The following is a 19,460-nucleotide window of genomic DNA, read 5'->3' as shown; positions in this document are numbered from 1 at the left end:
CTGTCGTAACTTAGGTAAAAACCGATGTTTTTCATCTAAATGATTGTTGTTATGGCTTCTAAAAAAAAATTACCACAAGATGTTGAGAAAAGGAGGGAGATATTAAATACCGCCTTAGAGATTTTTGTGCAGGAGGGGTATTTTGCTGCAAAAGGAGCAAAAATTGCTAAAGCTGCCGAAATTTCGGAAGATCAATTGTTCTCTTACTTTGAAACCAAGGAAGATTTGCTGCATACCATAGTGGACGAAGCTGTTCATGTATTGTACGATGGTTTAGATCCAAATGAAGATGGAGATCTTCAGGAAGTAGAATTGCTGTTCTTTATAAACGATTACGTTGATTCTATAGAGAAGAATTTAAAATTCTTTAAGCTGTTTTACGCATTACGATTACAGCCTGGAGTTTTGCCATTATATCAACAAGAGTTAGATGAAATTGTAAGTATGAAATTTGATGTGCTGAATGAATATTTCAGTAAGAGTGGAGCGGCTGATCCGGAAATGGAAACAGAATTTTTGACTTCTATGTTGGATGGAATTGCGATGAATTTTGTATTAGAGCCAGAAGGGTATCCGATTGATGCCATGCAGCAGAAGGTCTTGAATATGTATATTACTAAAGCAGAATATGAAGAGTAATTATAAATTAATAATGAATAATAACAAAAAAACCGATTCAAATTGTGAATCGGTTTTTATATTTTGCTAAAAGTGAATGGCTAATTGCCAACAACTTTTGATTATTTTAATCCTCTTTTGTTCAATAGAGGCTCAATGCTAGGTTCTGCACCTCTAAATTGCTTGTACAATTTCATTGGATCTTCTGTACCACCTCTAGACAATACATTGTCGCGGAATAATTTAGCGGTTTGCTTATCGAACAAGTTGGTTTCTTTGAAAGCCTGGAAAGCATCAGTATCCAATACACCAGCCCAAATGTAAGCATAGTAACCAGCTGAGTAACCACCAGCAAAAATGTGGTTGAAGTAAGTAGAACGGTATCTTGAATAGATTTCAGGGATTAATCCTAAACCTTCCAAGTAGTTCTTTTCAAATGTCATTACATCTTCAGTTAATTCTTCAGTTAAAGTATGATATTTCATATCTAACATTGAAGCAGCCAAATACTCAACAGTAGCAAATCCCTGGTTGAATTTACCAGCATCCTGAATTTTCTTCACCAACTCAGCAGGAATAACTTCACCAGTTTTGTAATGCTTCGCGTAAATTGCTAACATTTCTGGTTCGAAGCACCAGTTTTCCATAACTTGAGAAGGAAGCTCTACAAAGTCGCGAGCTACAGAAGTACCAGATAGGTAGTTGTACTTACACTTTGAGAAGAATCCGTGTAGAGCGTGACCAAACTCGTGGAATAAAGTTTCAACTTCGTCTGGAGTTAACAATGCAGGAGTATCACCAACTGCTTTTGTAAAGTTACAGATGTTCATGATAATTGGAGTAACTTCCTTATCGGTTCCAAAACCAGACTGCTTACGGAATGAGCTCATCCATGCACCACCACGCTTAGAAGTACGTGGGTGGAAATCCATGTAGAAGATACCAATGTGAGAACCATCAGCTTCCTGCATTTCGAAGACTTGATTTTCAGGGTTGAATTTTGGAATATCGTTACGCTCAATGAATTTAACACCCCAAAGTTTGTTAGCCAATGCAAATGCACCTTCGCGAACATTGTTAATTTCGAAATATGGACGCAATTCTTCTTCGTCAAGGTTGTATTTAGCTTTCTTCACTTTGTCAGCATAGTACCACCAGTCCCAAGAAGCTAATTTAAATTTACCACCTTCTTTGTTGATGATTTTTTGCATTTCCTTCACTTCTTTCTTGGCGTTAGGAAGAGCAGCTTTCCATAGTTTGTTCAATAATTCGAATGCTTTTTCAGGAGTTTTAGCCATGTTCTTTTCAAGAACATACTCTGCATAGTTATTGTAACCGAAAAGTTTAGCACGCTGAATACGAAGGTTTACTAATTTCTTAGCAATCTCTTTGTTATCGTACTCGTTGTTGTTGTTACCACGGTTTACATATCCCATGTATAACTTCTTACGAAGCTCACGTTTGTCAGCATACTGTAGGAATGGCAACATGCTAGGCTTTTGAGTAGTGAATACCCATTTTCCTTCTTTACCTTTTGCTTTCGCAGTTTCAGCAGCAGCTGCAACAACACCAGCAGGAAGGCCAGCAAGATCTTCTTTTTTGTCGATAACCAACTCGAAAGCGTTAGTTTCGTTCAATACATTTTCACCGAATTGAAGAGTTAAAGAAGAAATCTCTGAATCGATAGCACGAAGTTTTTCTTTCTTGTCAGCTGGCAAGTTAGCACCACCACGAACAAATCCCTGATAGATTTTTTCCAACATGGTTTGCTCTTCAACAGAAAGTTCTAACTGATCTTTTTGTTCGTAAACAGTCTTAATTCTTTTGAATAAATTTTCGTTTAAGCTAATATCACCATAATACTTAGTTGTAATTGGAGATAATCTTTTAGCTAATGCAGCAATAGAATCGTTGTTTTCCGATCCTTTAATATTGTAGAATACATTTCCTACTTTATCCAATAAAGCACCTGATTTTTCGTATGCTAAAATTGTATTTTCAAAAGTTGGAGCTTCTTTGCTGTTTGCAATTGCATCAATTTCCGCACGACCTTCTTCCATACCCTTCATGAAAGCAGGTTCAAAGTGTTCGAATTTAATTAAATCAAACGGAGGAGTTTGATGTGGAGTGTTGTACTCTGCAAAAAACGGATTGTCAGTCTTTTGCTCGCTTTTTTTTCCATCGCAGGCTGTAAATGCCATACCTGCTACAAGTAAATAAAGGAACGTCTTTTTCACTTTGTTAGGTTTAGTGTTAATATTAAAATTGTTCGATCGCCAAAATAGTAAAAAAACTCTGTCTTTGCTAGGGTTTTTACCCATTTAGCAACATGATTTATTTAATTACGAATTGGCAATTACGAATTACTATTATAATAGAAATATTAGGTCTATGTCAATAGTATTTGTAAATTTCTTAATTACTCATTATTAACGGGTAATTACTTTAGTCCTTTTTTTAGGTTAAAACTAGTTGATGGCTGCACTTGTTTTGATTGTTGGAAGTTCTTCATCAATCTCTTAAATGTATTCGATGATACTTTCTCATTAGTCAAGTCAATCAAAAACCTTCTGAATCCTTCTTTGAAAAGGTTGTTTTTTTGTTGCATCCAGGTAACCGGATGTTTTGGATAAACAATGGTCATTCCATCGCGAAGTTCCTTGTTGTATTCCCCCTGCATGTCATCAATTAATTCATCATTTACCGTTTTTACTGGCATACGAGAGTAGAACAATTGAGGGTAGAAGTAAACAGGAACAATTCCAAAACGATCATTGCTTTTTAACAGGTTTTCCAGATCATTTTCCTGAGGATGACAGAACAGATTGATTCTTTCATCACGCAAGTGAGCTATTGCAGCATCGTTAAACAAATAAACATTCTCGTTGCATGAAACTCGAGCTTTATTTGGAAGTAATAGTTTTTGTGAAAGGTGACTCAGCATAAAGTTTTGATATCCATTGCGCATGGCCTTTTTGCATAGCTGCTTATAGAAACCTAAATCTTTCTCTTGAATAAACTTTGGCAATTCAATGATTAGTTTGTTTGCATTTTTCTGAAGAAATGGAATATCCCATTTTAACTCTTCCCATTCTGCTTTTTTTAGGTTAAGAATTAAATAGTTGACTTCATTTAAATTTACCTTACGCAACCATGCCAATGAATCAATTCGAATGTAGATTTGTTCCTTTTGCGGAATATTCTTTTTTCCTAATGAGTTAAGGATTTTGGCTTTATCAGTTCTATGCATGTTAGCCTTGAGTGGTTTACCTTCCTCGCGGAATTTGTTTGGGAATTTTTCCTGCATCATTCCAGCTAAATATACCTGATCACCTTTTTCAGCTACAATATTTCCGATTTCAAGTTGATAAGTCCCTTTACCAAGTTCTTTAAATTCTTTAACCTTAACAGCTTTTTGTGGTTCACCATTCTTTTGCTTGAATCTGATTCTGTTTCCTACTTGTATTTCGTGAGAAGAGGAGAAGATTACGGTGTTTCTATTTCTCTTTTCAACTGTTCCAATTAAAATACCGGTATTGGTGTTCTCGGTGATGGCTTTGTTTACATTTCCTGCAAGAAAATATCCTGTCTTTTCTCGTCCCATATCATAGGCAAGAATTTCCTTAGCTGTTTTTAAATCATTATTATCAATTACCTTTCTATAAGCTCTAGATACATTATATACAAACTCTGCTGGTTTTAATCGACCTTCAACTTTAATAGATTCTACACCCATTTCCATAAGTTCAGGCAATACATCCACAGCTTGATTGTCTTTTAAACTAAAGACATAGCTTTTCTCTTTTCCTGTTTCATAGAATCTTCGGCACGGTTGAGCGCATAAACCTCTATTGGCACCACTTCCACCTAGAAAACTACTGAACAAACACATGCCAGAGAAGGAGTAGCATAAAGCTCCATGCATGAATATCTCCAATTCAATATCAGATTTCTTACGAATATCCTTTAACTCAGGAAGAGTCAGTTCTCTTGCCATTACAACTCTTTCAAAATCTTTGTCTTTGCAATAAATGGCTCCCAAAGAGTTGTGATGAGCCATTTGTGTACTGGCATGTATAGTAATTTTGGGAAAATGTTTCTTCACCAAATAGTAAACACCCCAATCTTGAATGATGATGGCATCAATTCCAGTTTTCTGAATTAAATTTAAAGTATCCAGCAAGTCAGGTAATTCTTCATTTTTAATTACCGTGTTTAAAGTAAGGTAAACCTTTATGTTGTTCTTCCTTGCAATTTTTATCAGTGCCAGCAATTGTGAGCTTGTAAAGTTTGATGCTCTTCCACGCGCATTAAATTGACGCAATCCCAGGTATACGGCATCAGCTCCACCTTTTACAGCAGCATGAAACATTTCAGGATTTCCAACAGGTAGTAATAATTCAGGTTTACTCATTCTTCAAAATTTTGTTCTGCATGCAAAGATAGAATTGAAAATTGGGCAAACGACTTTTGTACACAAAAAAACCGCTCTTTTGTGAAGAACGGTTGAGATAGTGCTGTTGTATGTAACTATATGTCGAAACCACTTTTGTAAGTTCTTGTATCATCTTTTGGCACCAGGCTTCCGCGAAATTGGATTTTACTACTTCTGGTTGATGCATCAACAGAGGCGTCAGCAAAATTGTCAGAAGCATTCAAACTTATTCTTACCTCAGCATGAATTGCAGCACCCATTACATTGAACTCCAAATATTGGTTACCATGTTTATCTGTAGAGAACTTCTCGTTGCGGATTTTACCATTTAATGTAATTCCACCTAATCCATTTAGTCCGCCGTATCCTCTAAATGACAATTGAAGAGTAGCCTTGTCTTTTTCAATTGAAATAAAGTTTAAATGATCAGAAACATTAATCATTTTACCCCTCTTATTTTGTAAACTTGTGGCTTCAAGAACAAAATTAAGATCCTTTAATGCTTGATATGCTTTATCATGCATTTCCTGATTATATCTTTCTCTTTCGGATTTACGAATTGCTCTCTTTTCTTTTCGAAGTTCTTTCTTTTCTTGCTTGGTTAATTCTTTACCTTCTGCAAAACTTGAAGATGAGATTGCTCCCAATATTAAAATTGCTACTAGTGTTAATGTATTTCGTTTCATAACTATAAAATAATATTTCTAACCCAAATAATTTTACTGCAGTCGATCACACAATTGCAAGATGCGTGCCATTTAAATGTCAACAAATCTTAAAAAGATTGAAAATTAGTTATTTGAAGAAGGGAGTGGGGTTAGTTTAATTGATGGGAAGAGAATTTTCCGTTGGATTTGAACTTTTCTCTTTGTGATCTTCTTTTATCACTTTTAGGACTAAAGCTTAAATAAAAAGCTACCCATAAAACGAACATGACAATGGCAACGGAGGTCGAACGATTGAAGTAAATGCCTTTGAAATTGTATAGAATCGCGTCATGGGGATTATCAGGATCAAATAGTATGGTAAAATTTTTTCCAAGTGGATATTCAACATTTTCCAATCCTTTTAATTGGTAGGTTTTATCTTTAACTTCATACTGGATGATGGAGTAAATTGAATAGAGTTGTCCCATATTGTCTTTACTGGTTTTTATAACGATTCCTTCAGTTTTATCACCATCCAATAACAATCTCCAATTGCTGTAAATTGGAATAAGTAGTATTAAAGCGGTAATAATAAAGAATCGAAAACCAGTAATTTTCATAGGTTAGGGCAATTTCTGTTTCCATAAATTTAATGAAAATTAGTAAATAAAAAAGGTCATCAAAGAATGACGACCTTAACCTTTTTTATATGGTTTGAATTATTGTGGGTAATTCAAGTTTTCATCTGTAAGATTGGAAAGTACTTCTTTTCTGTACTTATCCGATTCCCATTTTGCCACTGTTAGATCGTGACTCACGTAGTTACCACATTCTATTTTATTGGTTCCAGGAATCTCTCCTTGGAAATCAGCCATAAAATCAAACATCTCTTTGGTAACATCAATAATATCTTCTGATCTTAGATCACCATGGAAGATGATATAGAATCCGGTTCTACATCCCATAGGGCCAAAGTAAACTGTTTTGTCTGCCCACTCTTTGCTGTTTCTTAAGAAAGTTGCTCCAAGATGTTCCATGGTATGCATAGCAGGAATATCCATTGCAGGCTCCTGATTTGCTAATTTGGTTCTGATATCGAATGTTGTAATGGTTTCGTCACCAAATTGATCTTTTCTTGATACGTAAATACCTCTCTTTAATTTATTGTGATCAACTGTAAAGCTATCTATCTTTTCCATATCCTTTGATTTAAACTATTTTGCTAATTCTTTTGTCATTTCAACAACCATATTTGCTGAATTTACAGCTGCTGTTTCAACAAATTCTTCATACTCAACTGCATTCTCTTGTCCTGCAATATCCGAAATTGATCGGATAACTACAAAAGGAACTTTAAATTGAAAGCAAGTTTGAGCGATTGCAGCTCCTTCCATTTCAACAGCTTCGGCAGTTGGAAAGGTATCTTTAATTTTTTTAGTGGCTTCAGGATTATTCATAAACTGATCGCCAGTAAGAATTGTTGCTGTTTTGGTTTTTACATCAATTAATTTGTGAATGCATTTATCAGCCAAATCGATTAATTTTTCATCAGCAACAAAGCTAGCAGGCATACCAGGAACTTGACCTGTTTTGTATCCAAACACTGTACAGTCCATATCGTGATGAATCAATTCCTTGGAGATAACAATATCGCCAACTTTTAAATCGCCAAGAAATCCTCCGGCAGCACCAGTGTTTATTACAAAATCAGGAGAGTAATTATCGATCATGATGGCCGCACCAATTGCAGCATTTACTTTTCCAATACCTGATTGTAACAAAACAATATCATTTCCGTTTAGCTTTCCAGTATAGAAAACAAAACCACCTTTTTTTTGTTCATTCTTATCCGACAAAAGTGCTCGAAGTCTTACAACCTCAATTTCCATTGCCCCTATAATGCCTATTTTCATGGATACAGTATAAAGTTCAAAGTTTGAAGAATAAAGTTCAATTGCCTTTATTGTTCGATTTATTAAGAGCCCACAAAGTTATAAACAATTCTTGAACCTGAGTTTGCTTTTAAAGGAGACTTCGCGTATAAATTGGACTATTTTAAAGGTATTTTGTCAGTTTGGATATAAAGTGCATCTTTGTCATTGAAATTATTTTACCATAATGAAATATTATATTGTAGTTCTTTTTGTTTTCCTGTTAATTGGAGATGTACAAGCACAAATTTTAAAAGTAGGTGATAAAGCCCCAGAGATTGTGCAAAAAACATTTTCGGGAGAAGAAATATCCTTATCAGATTTAAGAGGAAAACTTATTTTAATAGACTTTTGGGCTTCGTGGTGCAAGCCATGTAGAAAAGAGAGCAAATACCTACTTAGGGCATATAGCAAATACAAAAATATTGAGTTTCGTAAGGGGAGTGGATTTACAATCTATAGTGTTTCTTTCGATAGAAATAAAGAAGCTTGGGAACAAGCAGTTGAACAGGATAGTTTAATCTGGAAGAATCATGTTTGCGATCTTAAGGGATGGAGAAATGTAGCTGCTAAAACTTATCGAATAAGATCGATACCTGCAAATTACCTTATCGATGAAAATGGAATTATTGTTGCCATTAATTTAAGAGGTGAGAAACTTGAAAAAAAATTAAAAAGCTTGCGAAAGAAGCGATGGTTTTTCTTTTAGAGGTGATAAATTGTGAAAACAATTTAGAGATATAAAAAACAATAGGCTGTATTGAAAGATATAGCCTATTGTTTTTTCGAACTTAGCTTTTAATAACACTCTGCAGTCATTCTAGCTTGTTCCAATAATTTTTGGGTTTTTGCATTAAGTTGCTTGTAAACCTCTGCTGCTTGCGATTTTGATAGATCAGGACACATAACGTTTAATAGTTCTTGCTGTCCAGCATCTGTATAAGCATACCTTTTCCCATTATACAAGTAGTAGCAATTGTCTTCGTCGGAACAACACGCGGTTGCCTGAGTAGATGTATTGCACTCTTTTGGAGTTGGGAATGCCTCACAAACATCTTCATTCTTGTCTGAATCAGAATCACAACCAAATTGTAAAAGAGCAATGATTGCCAACAAACTTATCGGTAAAAAAAGAAGTTTTTTGTTCATGTTGATTTGATTATTAGTGTTTTATATTTCTTATTATTTCTTTTAGTTCTTCGAAACTTTTAAATCCTTTGTAGATGTGTTGATTGATTACAAAGCTAGGAGTTCCTGTTAAGTTTAAGTCAATAAATTCCTGATAATTTTCTTTCAAGTATTTATGGTCCTCATTATCATAGAAATGTTTTTCGATTTCAGAATTGTTTCTGGTGAAATCATCGCAGAGGACTTTAAATTCATCCGTATAAACGATTCTATAGTCATGGAGTAGGAGTTCGTGTAATTTATCGAATCGACCGAACTTGTTTACAGAGATTGCCAATTGCAATGCATCAACCATTTCCGGATCTTGATTTGGTTCAATCAGTTTGATGACTAGATTGATTTGATTCTTGTCGATATAATTCTCTTTCAACAAAGGATATACGTCTTGAAAGAAACGACGACAATATCCGCATTTGTAGCTAGTGTATACAAATATGGATTGATTAGCATTGGAGTTACCAAAAACAATGTCAAATTCTTTTTGAACTACTTCTGCATTGGCTTGAATTGCATTGTTGGAAGTAGAAACAAATTTGTGTACCACAACATAGCAAAGCAGTGCAAAGAGCACAAATGAGATGATATATATGATTCGATTGAATTTATTCATGCTTCGTAGGATTTTCTTCAACTTTTGTGTCAAAATCAATTAGCTTAGGGTGGAATAGAAAATCCAGAACTACTTGTTGCAATTTAATTTTGGTTTTCATTTTTGCTCTGCCTTTCTTGGTATCTAGGCCACTGTGTGATTTGCCATCAATATTTTTAGAAACCAGAAAAAGGGATGTTAAGCCTGATGTGCCGCCATCGGGTTTGTTTTCTTGTTTTTCCTGCTTCTCTCTTATTCGTTTGGTTTTACCTCTTAGTACTTCACCCAGGTATACGCGAAGGTGATATTCATAATCATCGTTGAAGCTCTGCATTCCATAGGCCGAAATATCCATTGCATTGCTTTTGATTTCGGTTTGTGGGATGTAAACGGCATTTTTAAATACAAAAACTTTACTTTCAATGGTTTTGAAATGCATGTTGTCAAGCTCTTCTATGTTTGTGGATTTTGAGAGTTCCATTGCAGGCTTGAAATTAAACAGTCCACCATCTTCTAGTTTGAAATCACCTTTGAGTAAGGTTGAATCATGCACCAGAGAATCTCCCATTAACAGAACTTCTCCATGTAGATCAGAGCTTAGCGTACCACTTATTTGTTCTGATTTGATATATTCCTGCTCATACTCTTTAAAGTTGTTGAAATCCTTCATCAATTGAGCAATGTCTAAATTCTCGGTATGGTTATAGAAATTAACGATTTGCTTATTGTCTGATATGATTTTGTAGCGAACTGAATTGTTCAGATTTCCTTTAAAGGCATCAAACTCGAATTTGTCGAGCAAAACGATGCTATCGCTGATGTTAAAAAGAGTAGAGATGTTGTTTGCCTTTGCTTTTTGATAGGTAAAGTGATCACCTCTAAGTTTTCCTTTTATCTCGTAAGAGTAATTGCGTGAACTTTTTGTTTCTGCATTATCGGTATCACTGCTAAATGACTGAAGAAGTGAGTCGATGGTTTGGTAATTGATTTGATCGAAATGAAGAGAGCTGTAAATGGATAATTTTTGCTCTTTATTTTCAACAATGGTATGGTAGTAGTTCCCGATTTTGGTTGAATCCAAATTCATGTTAATGCCAAAGGCCGAAGCAGTTGTGTTGTGCAGTGTAATGGTGTCTTCTTGAATCTTAAATTGCCCTGATAGATCGGATATTTGAATGCTTGGGTTGGTGCTTTTGATTGAAATGTTTTTGCAGTTTGCTTTTATCTGACTGTGATTGCAAACCAAATCAACTATTTGCTTGTCGATAGAGTCGGGATTTAATTTACCAGCTGAATGTATTTCTGTAATGATGCTGCCATTCAGGTTTGTGATTAGAGAATCAGGAATCAGATGTTTAAACTCTTGTAAATTAATATCAGAAAGCAAATGAAGTTTGTAGTTTGGTTCTGTTACATTCTCCATTTGAATGTTTCCAGAAAGTAGACTCTGATTGGTTTGCAAATGTATAGAATCGATGCTTGCCTTTAGCTGCTTTAAGTTTGACAATTTGCCTTCAAGATTCAATTGTAGGCTTCCTTTTTTAAGTTTGATGTTATGCGAAGTGATTGTGCCTTTAGCCAGTGAAATAGCAAGCTGATTAGGCTTGTAATCAAGAAGAAGGTTTAACGAATCAAGCTGAATGGAATCTTTAGATGCTTTTACATCTTTTAAATCAATCTTTCCTTGTAATCGATTCATCAAATAATCAGGATTCTGTAATTCATCAAGTGAATTAAGTTTTCCTTTGCCTTTTGTGTGAACATTGGCTGTACCAGAGCATAGCTTCATTAATGAATCAGGCAGGAATGATTTGACCTCTTCCAAATCAATGGAAAGGTTTGAATCGAATTTGTAAGATGGTTTATCAAGATTTACAATGTCGAAAGACAAACTTCCTGAACTCTTTTCTGTAGTGAAATCTAAATTCTCGCATATCACACGAGTACTTTCTATTGCTCTTTCTGCTCCATTGTCGATGCTTCCCTTGCAGTTTAGCTTTTGTAGAGCAGGGAAGCCTTCTTTTTTGAGCTGTGCATTGCTGAGTTTAAAGTTGGCTTGTACTCTAGGTAATAATGTATCAGAGAGGTTTCCTTCAATGCTTCCTGTAAGGGCTAAAGTCCCGGTGATTTGTTGTATTTGATTGTTGTAAAGGATATCCTTGGGAATGTATTGCTTGATTTTATCGAGCTGTACATTGCAAGTCAGGATGTTGATGTTAGAGTTTAGTTTATCCTGAAGATTGATATTGCCTTTGGCATGTAGGTTCACTCCTTTGCTGGTAATTAGCAGATTTTCGATGTGTAAGTCTTTATCGGCCAAGGAAATTTGATAGCTGACCTGGGCATTCTCCAACTTGTGTAAATTGCTATTTTGATAGTTGCAGTTCGAAACCACTGCATTTCCATTGATTTTAGCTTGGTAGGTATTGTTACTACCTTTGCCTTTTACCTCCGTTTTGTCGATTAGGATTTCGGCCTGTGTGGCAGAGGTAGAATCAGCATAGAAAAAGCGAATGTTATTTAGCAAGACTTTGTTGAGGTCTAATTGTTGAGAACTCGAACTTTCAGAAGAGTTGCTATTTCCGCCAATTGATAAAAGGCAATCTAAATTGCATTGGTTATTGTGGCTGATGATATAATTGCAGAAACCATCCTTTAGCTCCAGCTTTTTGGTGTTGATGTTTCCGTTTATTAGATCTATAGTATGGAGAGAAGCATAGGCTTTACTGGCTCCTAAAAGAGTATCCTTGTTTAATTTAGATTGGATTAGAATGTTTTCGAACTCAATGGTGGCATAAGGGAACCTTTTGAGAAGGGAAAAGGAAATGTCTTGAATTTCGATGGAGGCATCAATGTCACTGTTAATTTGATTGAGTGCAGTTTTGGCAATAAAATCTTCAGCCATTTCTGCGATAAGCACCAAAACGATACAGAGGCTTAAGAGAATTGCTATAAATCTTTTCAGAATCTTTGGTATTCTGTTCATTTCCTTTTGATTAAGTAGAGCATTCAGCAAATTGTTCCTGGTGAGCTTTTGAAGCTCTAAAATACTGCTTCAGCATTAACATTATTATAGATCGCAAAGATAAAATGATTTTCCGTAGATGATGAACAATAATTAACTTGTTTTTCGAAGTGAGTGACATCTTTATCGTTTTATTTAATTGTGTTGATGTTAATAATGAATTTTTATTATCTTGACAATCCTGATAATAAAAACTAATAATATGACCTTAAAACAGCTTGAATATGCTTTGGCTTTGCAAAAGCTAGGGGGATATGGTAAGGTGGCCAAGTTTATGGGGGTATCGCAACCTGCTGTTAGCTTGCAAATACAAGCATTGGAAGATGAACTGGGAATAAAGCTATTCGACAGAAGCAAGAAGCAGGTAGAACCCACTACAAATGGAAATCTTTTTCTGGAGAAAGCACAATTGCTGATCACAGAATCGAAGCACCTGGAAGATTTTGCTGTGAACTTGTCTGAAGATATTCAGGGAGAGCTTTGTTTGGGTATCATACCAACCCTTTCGCCATATTTGGTGCCTCTGTTTGTGGATGAACTCAATCAGCGCTATCCGAAACTGAAACTTACCGTTAAAGAGATGATTACCGAAGAGGTTTTACAAGGCGTGAAAGACGGTAGCTTGCATGGAGGGATTATTTCAACTCCAATTCAACTGAAGAGTAATCTTGAGATTTACCCGATTTTTTACGAGAAGTTCTATCTCTACGTATCCGATAAGCATGATTTGTTTGAGGAAGATGAAATCAGTATTGATAAGATAGATCACAACAGCATATGGATGCTGAAAGAAGGGAATTGTTTTATGGATCAGGTTACCAATATCTGTTCTTTAAACAAAAAAGAGGAGAGTGAACTGGTTTATGAAAGCAATAATATAGATGCTTTGCGAAGAATCGTGGAATACAAAGGGGGTATTACATTTGTTCCTGAATTGGCAACATTAATGATTCCTGCTGATCAGGAGGATTTGTTGAAAGAGATCAAGGGAAACGATAAGGTTAGGGAGGTTAGTCTGATTCAACTGAAAAGCGAGGTGAGAAAGAATCTTCTGAACTCAGTGATCAGTACCATTAAAGATTGTATTCCTAAAAAGATGCTAAATAAAGACAATAAGGAAGTAGTTAAAACAAATTTTATAGAACAATGATTGCTAAGACATTTAAAACACCATATTACGCTGTGATTTTTTCATCAGTAAGGGCAGAAGGAGATGAAGGTTATTCGGAAATGGCGGATACAATGATAGAGCTAGCCCAAACACAAGTTGGATTTCTGGGAGTGGAATCGGCACGAAATGAATTGGGCATAACGGTTTCGTATTGGGAGAGTTTGGAGGCAATTAAGAAATGGCAGGAGCATCCGGCGCATAGAATTGCCCAGAAACGAGGAAAAGAGGAATGGTACGAGAAATATGCCGTTCGGATCTGTAAGGTGGATTCGGATTACTTTTTTGAGAAGTGAATCTCATCTTCGTATGAAGCCGATGAGCCAGATTAAAACAACGGCTCCTAGTGTTGATGCAACCAAAACTCCGAAAAAGCCAGGCATGTTGATGTTGAGAAGGTCTAAGATGCTTCCGCCGATGAAGGCTCCAATGATTCCTACGATCATGTTGATGAGAAGTCCCTGGCCTTTTCCTTTAACGATAATGCTACCCAGCCAGCCGGCAATGATTCCGATAATGATGAAGAGAATGTAGCTCATGTTGTTCGTGTTGGTTTTTATTAAGATACGAAAAAATATGTGGTTTTTATCCTCAAGCCGGATGGGCTCAAACTTTTTATTCATTTATAATTTTTACGGGCATTCATGAGCTCGCAAAGCTCGGTTCCATTGATGAGAAAGTTTGCAAAGAATCTACGGCGCATCTACTCAGTGACCCATCACGGCTCCAAAGCGAATAGAAATAGATAGTCTCACTCATTCTTCGTTCGACAGCATTTCTATTTGCCGATTTCTCTGCCTATGGGGCCCCACTTGCGCAGCTGATGCCGGTCCCCACAAAAATTGAGGTTTTCACTTTTATTCGAGTTATTACATTAGTTTATCTTTCCTTCAATCTAATTGCATTATTTTAAATCATGTTTTGCCTGAAGGGCAAATATCTTAATAGCCCAGGGTAAGGAAGTGATAATGACTGCCACTCTGGGGTAATGGGTTTGATTTGGAATCGTCGCAACTGGGTGAGGTGTTTTGTGTGGGAGGTTTCTTGCGACGGATAATATGGTTTGTTTTGTCTTCGAGCCAGACGGGCTGTTCTTTTATCATTGCTATAAAAGAACCAAAAGATCTAGACGCCAAAAATTTGTTACCCATAACGACTTAAAGTCTAAACAGAATAATATTCACTCGTACCTCGCTCATGAAATTCTGTTCTTAACGACTTTTTCATCTATGGGTTCCCAACAAATTTTTGGATGTCACTGTTAGTGCAATAAATAAACGTTGTTTTAAACGGGTTTTGCCTGAAGGGCAAATATCATATAGCCTAGGGGAAGGGAATGATAATGACCGTCGCCCTGGGTTAATGTGTTTCAAATGAAATCGTCGCAACTAGGTACGTTGCTTTGTGTGGTTTTTTATTGCGGCGAATGATGGATTGGTTCGTATTGTTTTCGAGCTGTTAATTTTCTCTTAAATGAGTGATGTTTTGTGAGTTTGATTTGTGGTGATTTGTTTTTTCATTAACTTCAGATGAGTATTAAGATTAATGAAATTTGTAATGGAAAATAAGAACGATATTCTACTAAATAATGACATCCTTGTAAATAAATCTCCCATTTTAAATGAGGGAAGTCCTGAGGAAAAGAGGGAGGAGATTTTAAAATATTTTCAAGTCACATGGGCGCTGGATGATAGATTGTACGATAGCCTGAAAACTGAAGAGGCTTTTTACATGAGGGCTGATCCACTTCGTCATCCTTTGATTTTTTACATTGGACACACCGCTACCTTTTACATTAATAAATTAATTCTGGCAGGGATTCTAACTGAAAGATTGAACCCCAAATTTGAATCGATGTTTGCGGTTGGTGTAGATGAAATGTCGTGGGATGATTTGAATGAGCAGCATTACGACTGGCCTAAATTGGAGGATGTAAAACAATATCGCAGGCAAGTGAAGCAAATAATCGAGAACCTAATTCTTGAACTTCCCCTGCAAATGCCTGTCAATTGGGAATCTCAGTTCTGGGTAATTTTAATGGGCATTGAGCATCAACGAATTCACATCGAGACATCATCTGTATTGATCAGGCAATTGCCTGTTGATCAGGTTCAGCAAATTGATTTGTTTGAAAGCTGCACAGATAGTAATGTGGCTCCTGAAAATGTATTGGAAAGAGTAGAGGCTGGTAGGGTGAGCATAGGAAAGGATCGTGATGATGCACTTTATGGCTGGGACAATGAATTTGGAAGCTTTAAATCTGAAATTAAATCTTTTAATGCTTCGAAGTACTTGGTTTCGAACCAGGAGTTTAAAGAGTTTGTAGATGATGATGGCTATGGAAAAGAAAAATGGTGGACCGAAGAGGGCTGGAATTGGGTGCAATACAAGAAATGCAGCTATCCATTCTTTTGGTTAAAGGATGGAGAACATTGGAAGCTTCGTTTGATGAGTGAGGAGATTGAAATGCCATGGAATTGGCCTGTGGAAGTAAATTATTTGGAGGCCAAGGCATTTTGTAATTGGAAATCGGCGCAAGTGGGAAAGAAATTGAGAATGCCCACCGAAGCGGAGTATTATCGTTTATATGATAGTGTGCAAATACCGGATCAACCAGAATGGGAGCAAGCGCCTGGAAACATCAACCTGGAGCATTATGCATCTCCTTGTCCGGTAGATCAATTTGAATCGGCTGGTTTTTACGATGTGGTTGGGAATGTGTGGCAATGGACCGAAATGCCGATCTCAGGATTGGATGGTTTTGAGGTGCATCCTTTCTATGATGATTTTTCGACTCCTACTTTTGATGCCAAGCACAACCTGATAAAAGGGGGATCGTGGATATCGACAGGGAATCTTGCGATTCGAGATTCGCGTTACGCTTTTCGTCGTCACTTCTTTCAACATGCCGGATTCCGATATATCGAATCGGAAGAGGAGGTAGAAATTAAATCGGATTATTATGAAACCGATGAGTTGGTATCGCAATATTGTGAGTTCCAGTACGGGCAAAAGTACTTTGGAGTTGAAAATTATGCGCTTTCGTGTATTGGTTTAATAAAAAGCCACATAAGGGATGCGAAGCGAAGTAATGCTTTGGATTTGGGATGTGCAACTGGACGAATGACCTTCGAACTGGCGAAGTATTTTGACCATGTTACGGGGCTTGATTTTTCGGCTCGTTTCATTCGAATTGGTACGCAGCTTAAAGAGAGCGGGAAGTTGAATTACATCCGACAAGAGGAGGGACAACTGAATTCGTACCAGGAGTTTAAGTTGAGTGATTTTGGTTTGGATCAATATAGAGATAAGGTAGAGTTTTACCAGGCGGATGCTTGCAACTTGAAGACTTTGTATTCGGGTTACGATTTGGTTTTTGCCGGAAACTTGCTGGATAGGCTATACGATCCGAAGAAATTCCTAAAAGAGATTGCCAATAGAATCAATAAGGATGGTTTGTTGGTGTTGACTTCTCCTTATACCTGGTTGGAGGAGTTCACCGAAGTAGAAAATTGGATTGGTGGCTTCAGAAAAGACGGAGAACCATACTCTACGCTTCAGGGCTTGAAGGATATCTTGTCTGATCATTTTCAAATGGTAGACGAACCCAAAGATGTGCCATTTGTGATAAGGGAAACATCGCGTAAGTTTCAGCATACGGTTGCGGAAATGACGGTTTGGAGAAAGAAGTAATTAACAATGAATAATTGAGAAAAGGGGGTGATGTTTTGTCTCATCAGGCGGATTCGGCTTTACTGTCACCCAGGGGTAATGGGTTTTGTGCTATAGGCACTTTTTGATTTTGTTCAAATATTCGATTTTAGATATAAAAAACGGAGAATTATTAGTTCTCCGTTCTTTATGTTTCTTATGAAGTTTACAAATCAATTGTTTCGATACCAATGTCTCCGTGAGAAGAATAGTAATAAGAATTACTGTAGGAGTTTCCTGAACTAACTATTACCAACTTGTTGTCTTTGCGTAATATAAAAACAGGATACCCCTTAGTTTTGAAATTGTCAATTCTACTTAATGAGGAGTAATTAAAGATGTCAATTTGTTTTTTATCATTAATTCCTGCAAAGATTTTTGTTTCGTTTGAGTTAAATTCAAAATCATTGTAGGTGTCATTTCCTCTTGGAAGGGTTCCTATAAACTCCATACTTGAATTTGCATGATAAAGTGCTCCTTCACGAGATGTGATGATAACATTGTTTACATTAGAGACTTTAAAAATATTAGCATCAAGGGGATGATCGCCATGATACCTGTCTTCTTTGTGAAGAGTAAACTTTCCTGATTCATCGAATTTATAGTAATCCATGTCGATAGGAGTGATGCTTGTGGTAATTTCAATGATTTCATTTCCACTTGGCAATAGTCTTAATCTTGTGTCGTCGAAATCGCCAGATCCATCGATGTACTCTAATGTTTCTCGGCTGTATGATCTTAATGGTTGTTCCCACCAAGGCGAAGGAGACACAGAAGCAAATAGGAGTCCTTTGTTGTTACTGATTACACACTCAACTGCAACTCCAACGTTAATTTTTTCTTTTTCGTTAAGGTTATCCAAATCGTAAATGTACAACCAACCATCTGAACTTGGGATGTATAGTTCATTTCCGAAGCCATTATTACCGATATGGAAGTATCCAATGGAGCCATTTAAAGACAACTCGTCTACTACGGTATAGTCTTCATAGTTAACAGCTGTGATCTTGTTATCAGATAACATGTAAATGATTGGTTTGCTAGGATGCAGCTCTGCTTGTTGAATTGAATTTAAGAATGTAGGAGTGCCTGTTGTCTCTACCCAGTTACTGGTTCTTTCGTAGTTTTCTTTATTATAAAGTACAGCATAGTAAGAAAGTTTCTCAGCGAAAGGTACTTTGGTATCGATGAATTCATTTGAACTAAAATTGGTGATGCTTGTAACCAATTCACTGTTATATTGTCCTGGAATAGATCTATACAGTTCCATTTTTACAACTTCGTGATCTAAATTGCTCCATTTTAGTTTTGCAGAATGATCAGCTAATTTTTCTACTTCCAGGTCAATGCTTTTAGGAGCTAAAGTGTTAATTATAATTGAATCGCCAGAAGTAATGCCGAGATTGTTTGTTGCTTCAATTTTAATGTAGTGTTTTCCTTTAGATAAGGAACTGGTTTTCATTACTACATATCCTTCTTCATCTTTACTAAATAGTTCAAGGTCTCCATCAATATTACTGCTCCACTGCAATTTTAAATCGTCTATGCTGGTGTTGTTGTCGAGAACCCTGGCCTTAAATGTAATTTCTTCATCAGTAGAGAATCCTGCGTATAATTGAGGAGATGAAATGAAAACATATGGCTCAGCTAATAATCCAGGAATGATGTCAATGTCAATTCTTTGCAGGTCATCGTTTAGTTTTACAATGGTTTTTCCGCTGCCATACTTAGGGATGTAGCTGTAAACATCATAAGTGCCTGTTTTTAACCCTTTAAAATGCACCTGTCCAAATGCATCAGTTGTAAGCTCATTAGTGTATGGATCAGTAATAACTTTAATTCCTTTATTTACTTCATTTCCATTGTTCAATATGGTTGCAACGATTTGTCCGTCACCACCTAAAAATTCATTTGCGTTGTCATCTTTGTTGTCGCAACTTGAGATAAGGATTAAAAGAAGAAAAGCAATGAAAGATAATTTTTTCATGTGTGTTAAGTTTGTAGTATGATTTAAATGGTATTAGGTTAATTTGAGGAGACAAATGTAATAAATGATATAATATTTAGAGTGTATTTTAACTGTTGATTGTTTATGTTGTGTAATTGTTTTTATCCTCAAGCCGGATGGGCTGTTCTTTTATCATTGTT

16 protein-coding genes are annotated in these 19,460 nt (G+C 36.2%); 5 read left to right on the top strand and 11 right to left on the bottom strand.

Annotated features, from left to right (window positions below; genetic code table 11):
• Positions 1-51: 51 nt before the first annotated feature.
• A complete protein-coding gene (locus DF185_RS06505) occupies positions 52-639 on the top strand; it encodes a TetR/AcrR family transcriptional regulator (RefSeq protein WP_165835963.1) in 588 nt (195 codons plus the stop codon).
• Positions 640-740: 101 nt separating this feature from the next.
• On the opposite strand, the gene DF185_RS06500 is transcribed toward DF185_RS06505, so the two are convergent.
• From DF185_RS06500 to DF185_RS06475, 6 genes are all read right to left on the bottom strand, one after another.
• The gene (locus tag DF185_RS06500) at positions 741-2,855 is read right to left on the bottom strand and encodes a M3 family metallopeptidase (protein WP_243421755.1); all 2,115 of its coding nucleotides are present in this window, start codon (positions 2,853-2,855) and stop codon (positions 741-743) included.
• A gap of 203 nt (positions 2,856-3,058) precedes the next feature.
• Positions 3,059-5,032, bottom strand: coding sequence for a peptidase U32 family protein (locus tag DF185_RS06495; RefSeq protein WP_110359925.1), 1,974 nt, complete (start codon positions 5,030-5,032; stop codon positions 3,059-3,061).
• Positions 5,033-5,148: 116 nt separating this feature from the next.
• Entirely contained in the window at positions 5,149-5,739 is a 591-nt protein-coding gene (locus tag DF185_RS06490) for a DUF4251 domain-containing protein (RefSeq protein WP_110359924.1), read from the bottom strand.
• A 131-nt stretch (positions 5,740-5,870) separates the two neighbouring features.
• Positions 5,871-6,320 (bottom strand): DUF3592 domain-containing protein, encoded by a 450-nt coding sequence (locus DF185_RS06485; protein ID WP_110359923.1) that lies wholly within the window; start codon positions 6,318-6,320, stop codon positions 5,871-5,873.
• A gap of 99 nt (positions 6,321-6,419) precedes the next feature.
• Positions 6,420-6,899: an S-ribosylhomocysteine lyase gene (locus DF185_RS06480; protein ID WP_110359922.1), complete on the bottom strand. Its 480-nt coding sequence runs from the start codon at positions 6,897-6,899 to the stop codon at positions 6,420-6,422.
• Positions 6,900-6,914: 15 nt separating this feature from the next.
• Positions 6,915-7,613 carry a 5'-methylthioadenosine/adenosylhomocysteine nucleosidase gene (locus tag DF185_RS06475; protein ID WP_110359921.1) on the bottom strand — a complete coding sequence of 233 codons (699 nt, stop codon included), beginning with the start codon at positions 7,611-7,613 and terminating at the stop codon, positions 6,915-6,917.
• Positions 7,614-7,818: 205 nt separating this feature from the next.
• Here DF185_RS06475 and DF185_RS06470 point away from each other — a divergent pair, with 205 nt between their 5' ends.
• Positions 7,819-8,340 (top strand): TlpA family protein disulfide reductase, encoded by a 522-nt coding sequence (locus DF185_RS06470; protein WP_110359920.1) that lies wholly within the window; start codon positions 7,819-7,821, stop codon positions 8,338-8,340.
• 89 nt (positions 8,341-8,429) lie between these two features.
• Here the strand turns inward: DF185_RS06470 and DF185_RS06465 are convergent, their stop codons facing one another.
• From DF185_RS06465 to DF185_RS06455, 3 genes are read right to left on the bottom strand one after another with little or no spacing between them, the layout of a single operon-like run.
• Positions 8,430-8,780, bottom strand: a complete 351-nt coding sequence (locus DF185_RS06465) for a hypothetical protein (protein ID WP_110359919.1) — start codon at positions 8,778-8,780, stop codon at positions 8,430-8,432.
• A 13-nt stretch (positions 8,781-8,793) separates the two neighbouring features.
• Complete coding sequence (locus DF185_RS06460; RefSeq protein ID WP_110359918.1) at positions 8,794-9,429, bottom strand: thioredoxin domain-containing protein; 636 nt, start codon at positions 9,427-9,429, stop codon at positions 8,794-8,796.
• Positions 9,422-12,394 carry an AsmA family protein gene (locus tag DF185_RS06455; protein WP_110359917.1) on the bottom strand — a complete coding sequence of 991 codons (2,973 nt, stop codon included), beginning with the start codon at positions 12,392-12,394 and terminating at the stop codon, positions 9,422-9,424. The genes DF185_RS06460 and DF185_RS06455 overlap by 8 nt, the downstream gene beginning before the upstream one ends.
• Before the next feature lie 241 nt (positions 12,395-12,635).
• On the opposite strand from DF185_RS06455, the gene DF185_RS06450 reads away from it, so the two are divergent.
• Together DF185_RS06450 and DF185_RS06445 are read left to right on the top strand one after the other, a co-directional pair.
• A complete protein-coding gene (locus DF185_RS06450; protein WP_110359916.1) occupies positions 12,636-13,583 on the top strand; it encodes a hydrogen peroxide-inducible genes activator in 948 nt (315 codons plus the stop codon).
• Entirely contained in the window at positions 13,580-13,897 is a 318-nt protein-coding gene (locus DF185_RS06445) for an antibiotic biosynthesis monooxygenase family protein (RefSeq protein WP_110359915.1), read from the top strand. Before DF185_RS06450 ends, DF185_RS06445 begins: the two co-directional genes overlap by 4 nt.
• Before the next feature lie 3 nt (positions 13,898-13,900).
• Here DF185_RS06445 and DF185_RS06440 read toward each other — a convergent pair whose 3' ends face one another.
• Entirely contained in the window at positions 13,901-14,224 is a 324-nt protein-coding gene (locus DF185_RS06440; protein ID WP_207784594.1) for a GlsB/YeaQ/YmgE family stress response membrane protein, read from the bottom strand.
• A gap of 934 nt (positions 14,225-15,158) precedes the next feature.
• On the opposite strand from DF185_RS06440, the gene ovoA reads away from it, so the two are divergent.
• Positions 15,159-17,294: a 5-histidylcysteine sulfoxide synthase gene (gene ovoA / locus DF185_RS06435; protein ID WP_110360138.1), complete on the top strand. Its 2,136-nt coding sequence runs from the start codon at positions 15,159-15,161 to the stop codon at positions 17,292-17,294.
• A gap of 184 nt (positions 17,295-17,478) precedes the next feature.
• Here the strand turns inward: ovoA and DF185_RS06430 are convergent, their stop codons facing one another.
• On the bottom strand, positions 17,479-19,299 hold the full coding sequence (locus DF185_RS06430) for a hypothetical protein (RefSeq protein ID WP_110359914.1): 1,821 nt from the start codon (positions 19,297-19,299) through the stop codon (positions 17,479-17,481).
• Positions 19,300-19,460: the final 161 nt, after the last annotated feature.

The sequence above is a fragment of the Marinifilum breve genome, assembly GCF_003202155.1.
Classification (GTDB): domain Bacteria; phylum Bacteroidota; class Bacteroidia; order Bacteroidales; family Marinifilaceae; genus Marinifilum; species Marinifilum breve.
The sequence above is the reverse complement of the archived record's forward strand: the minus strand, read 5'-3'. Positions and strand labels throughout refer to the sequence as shown.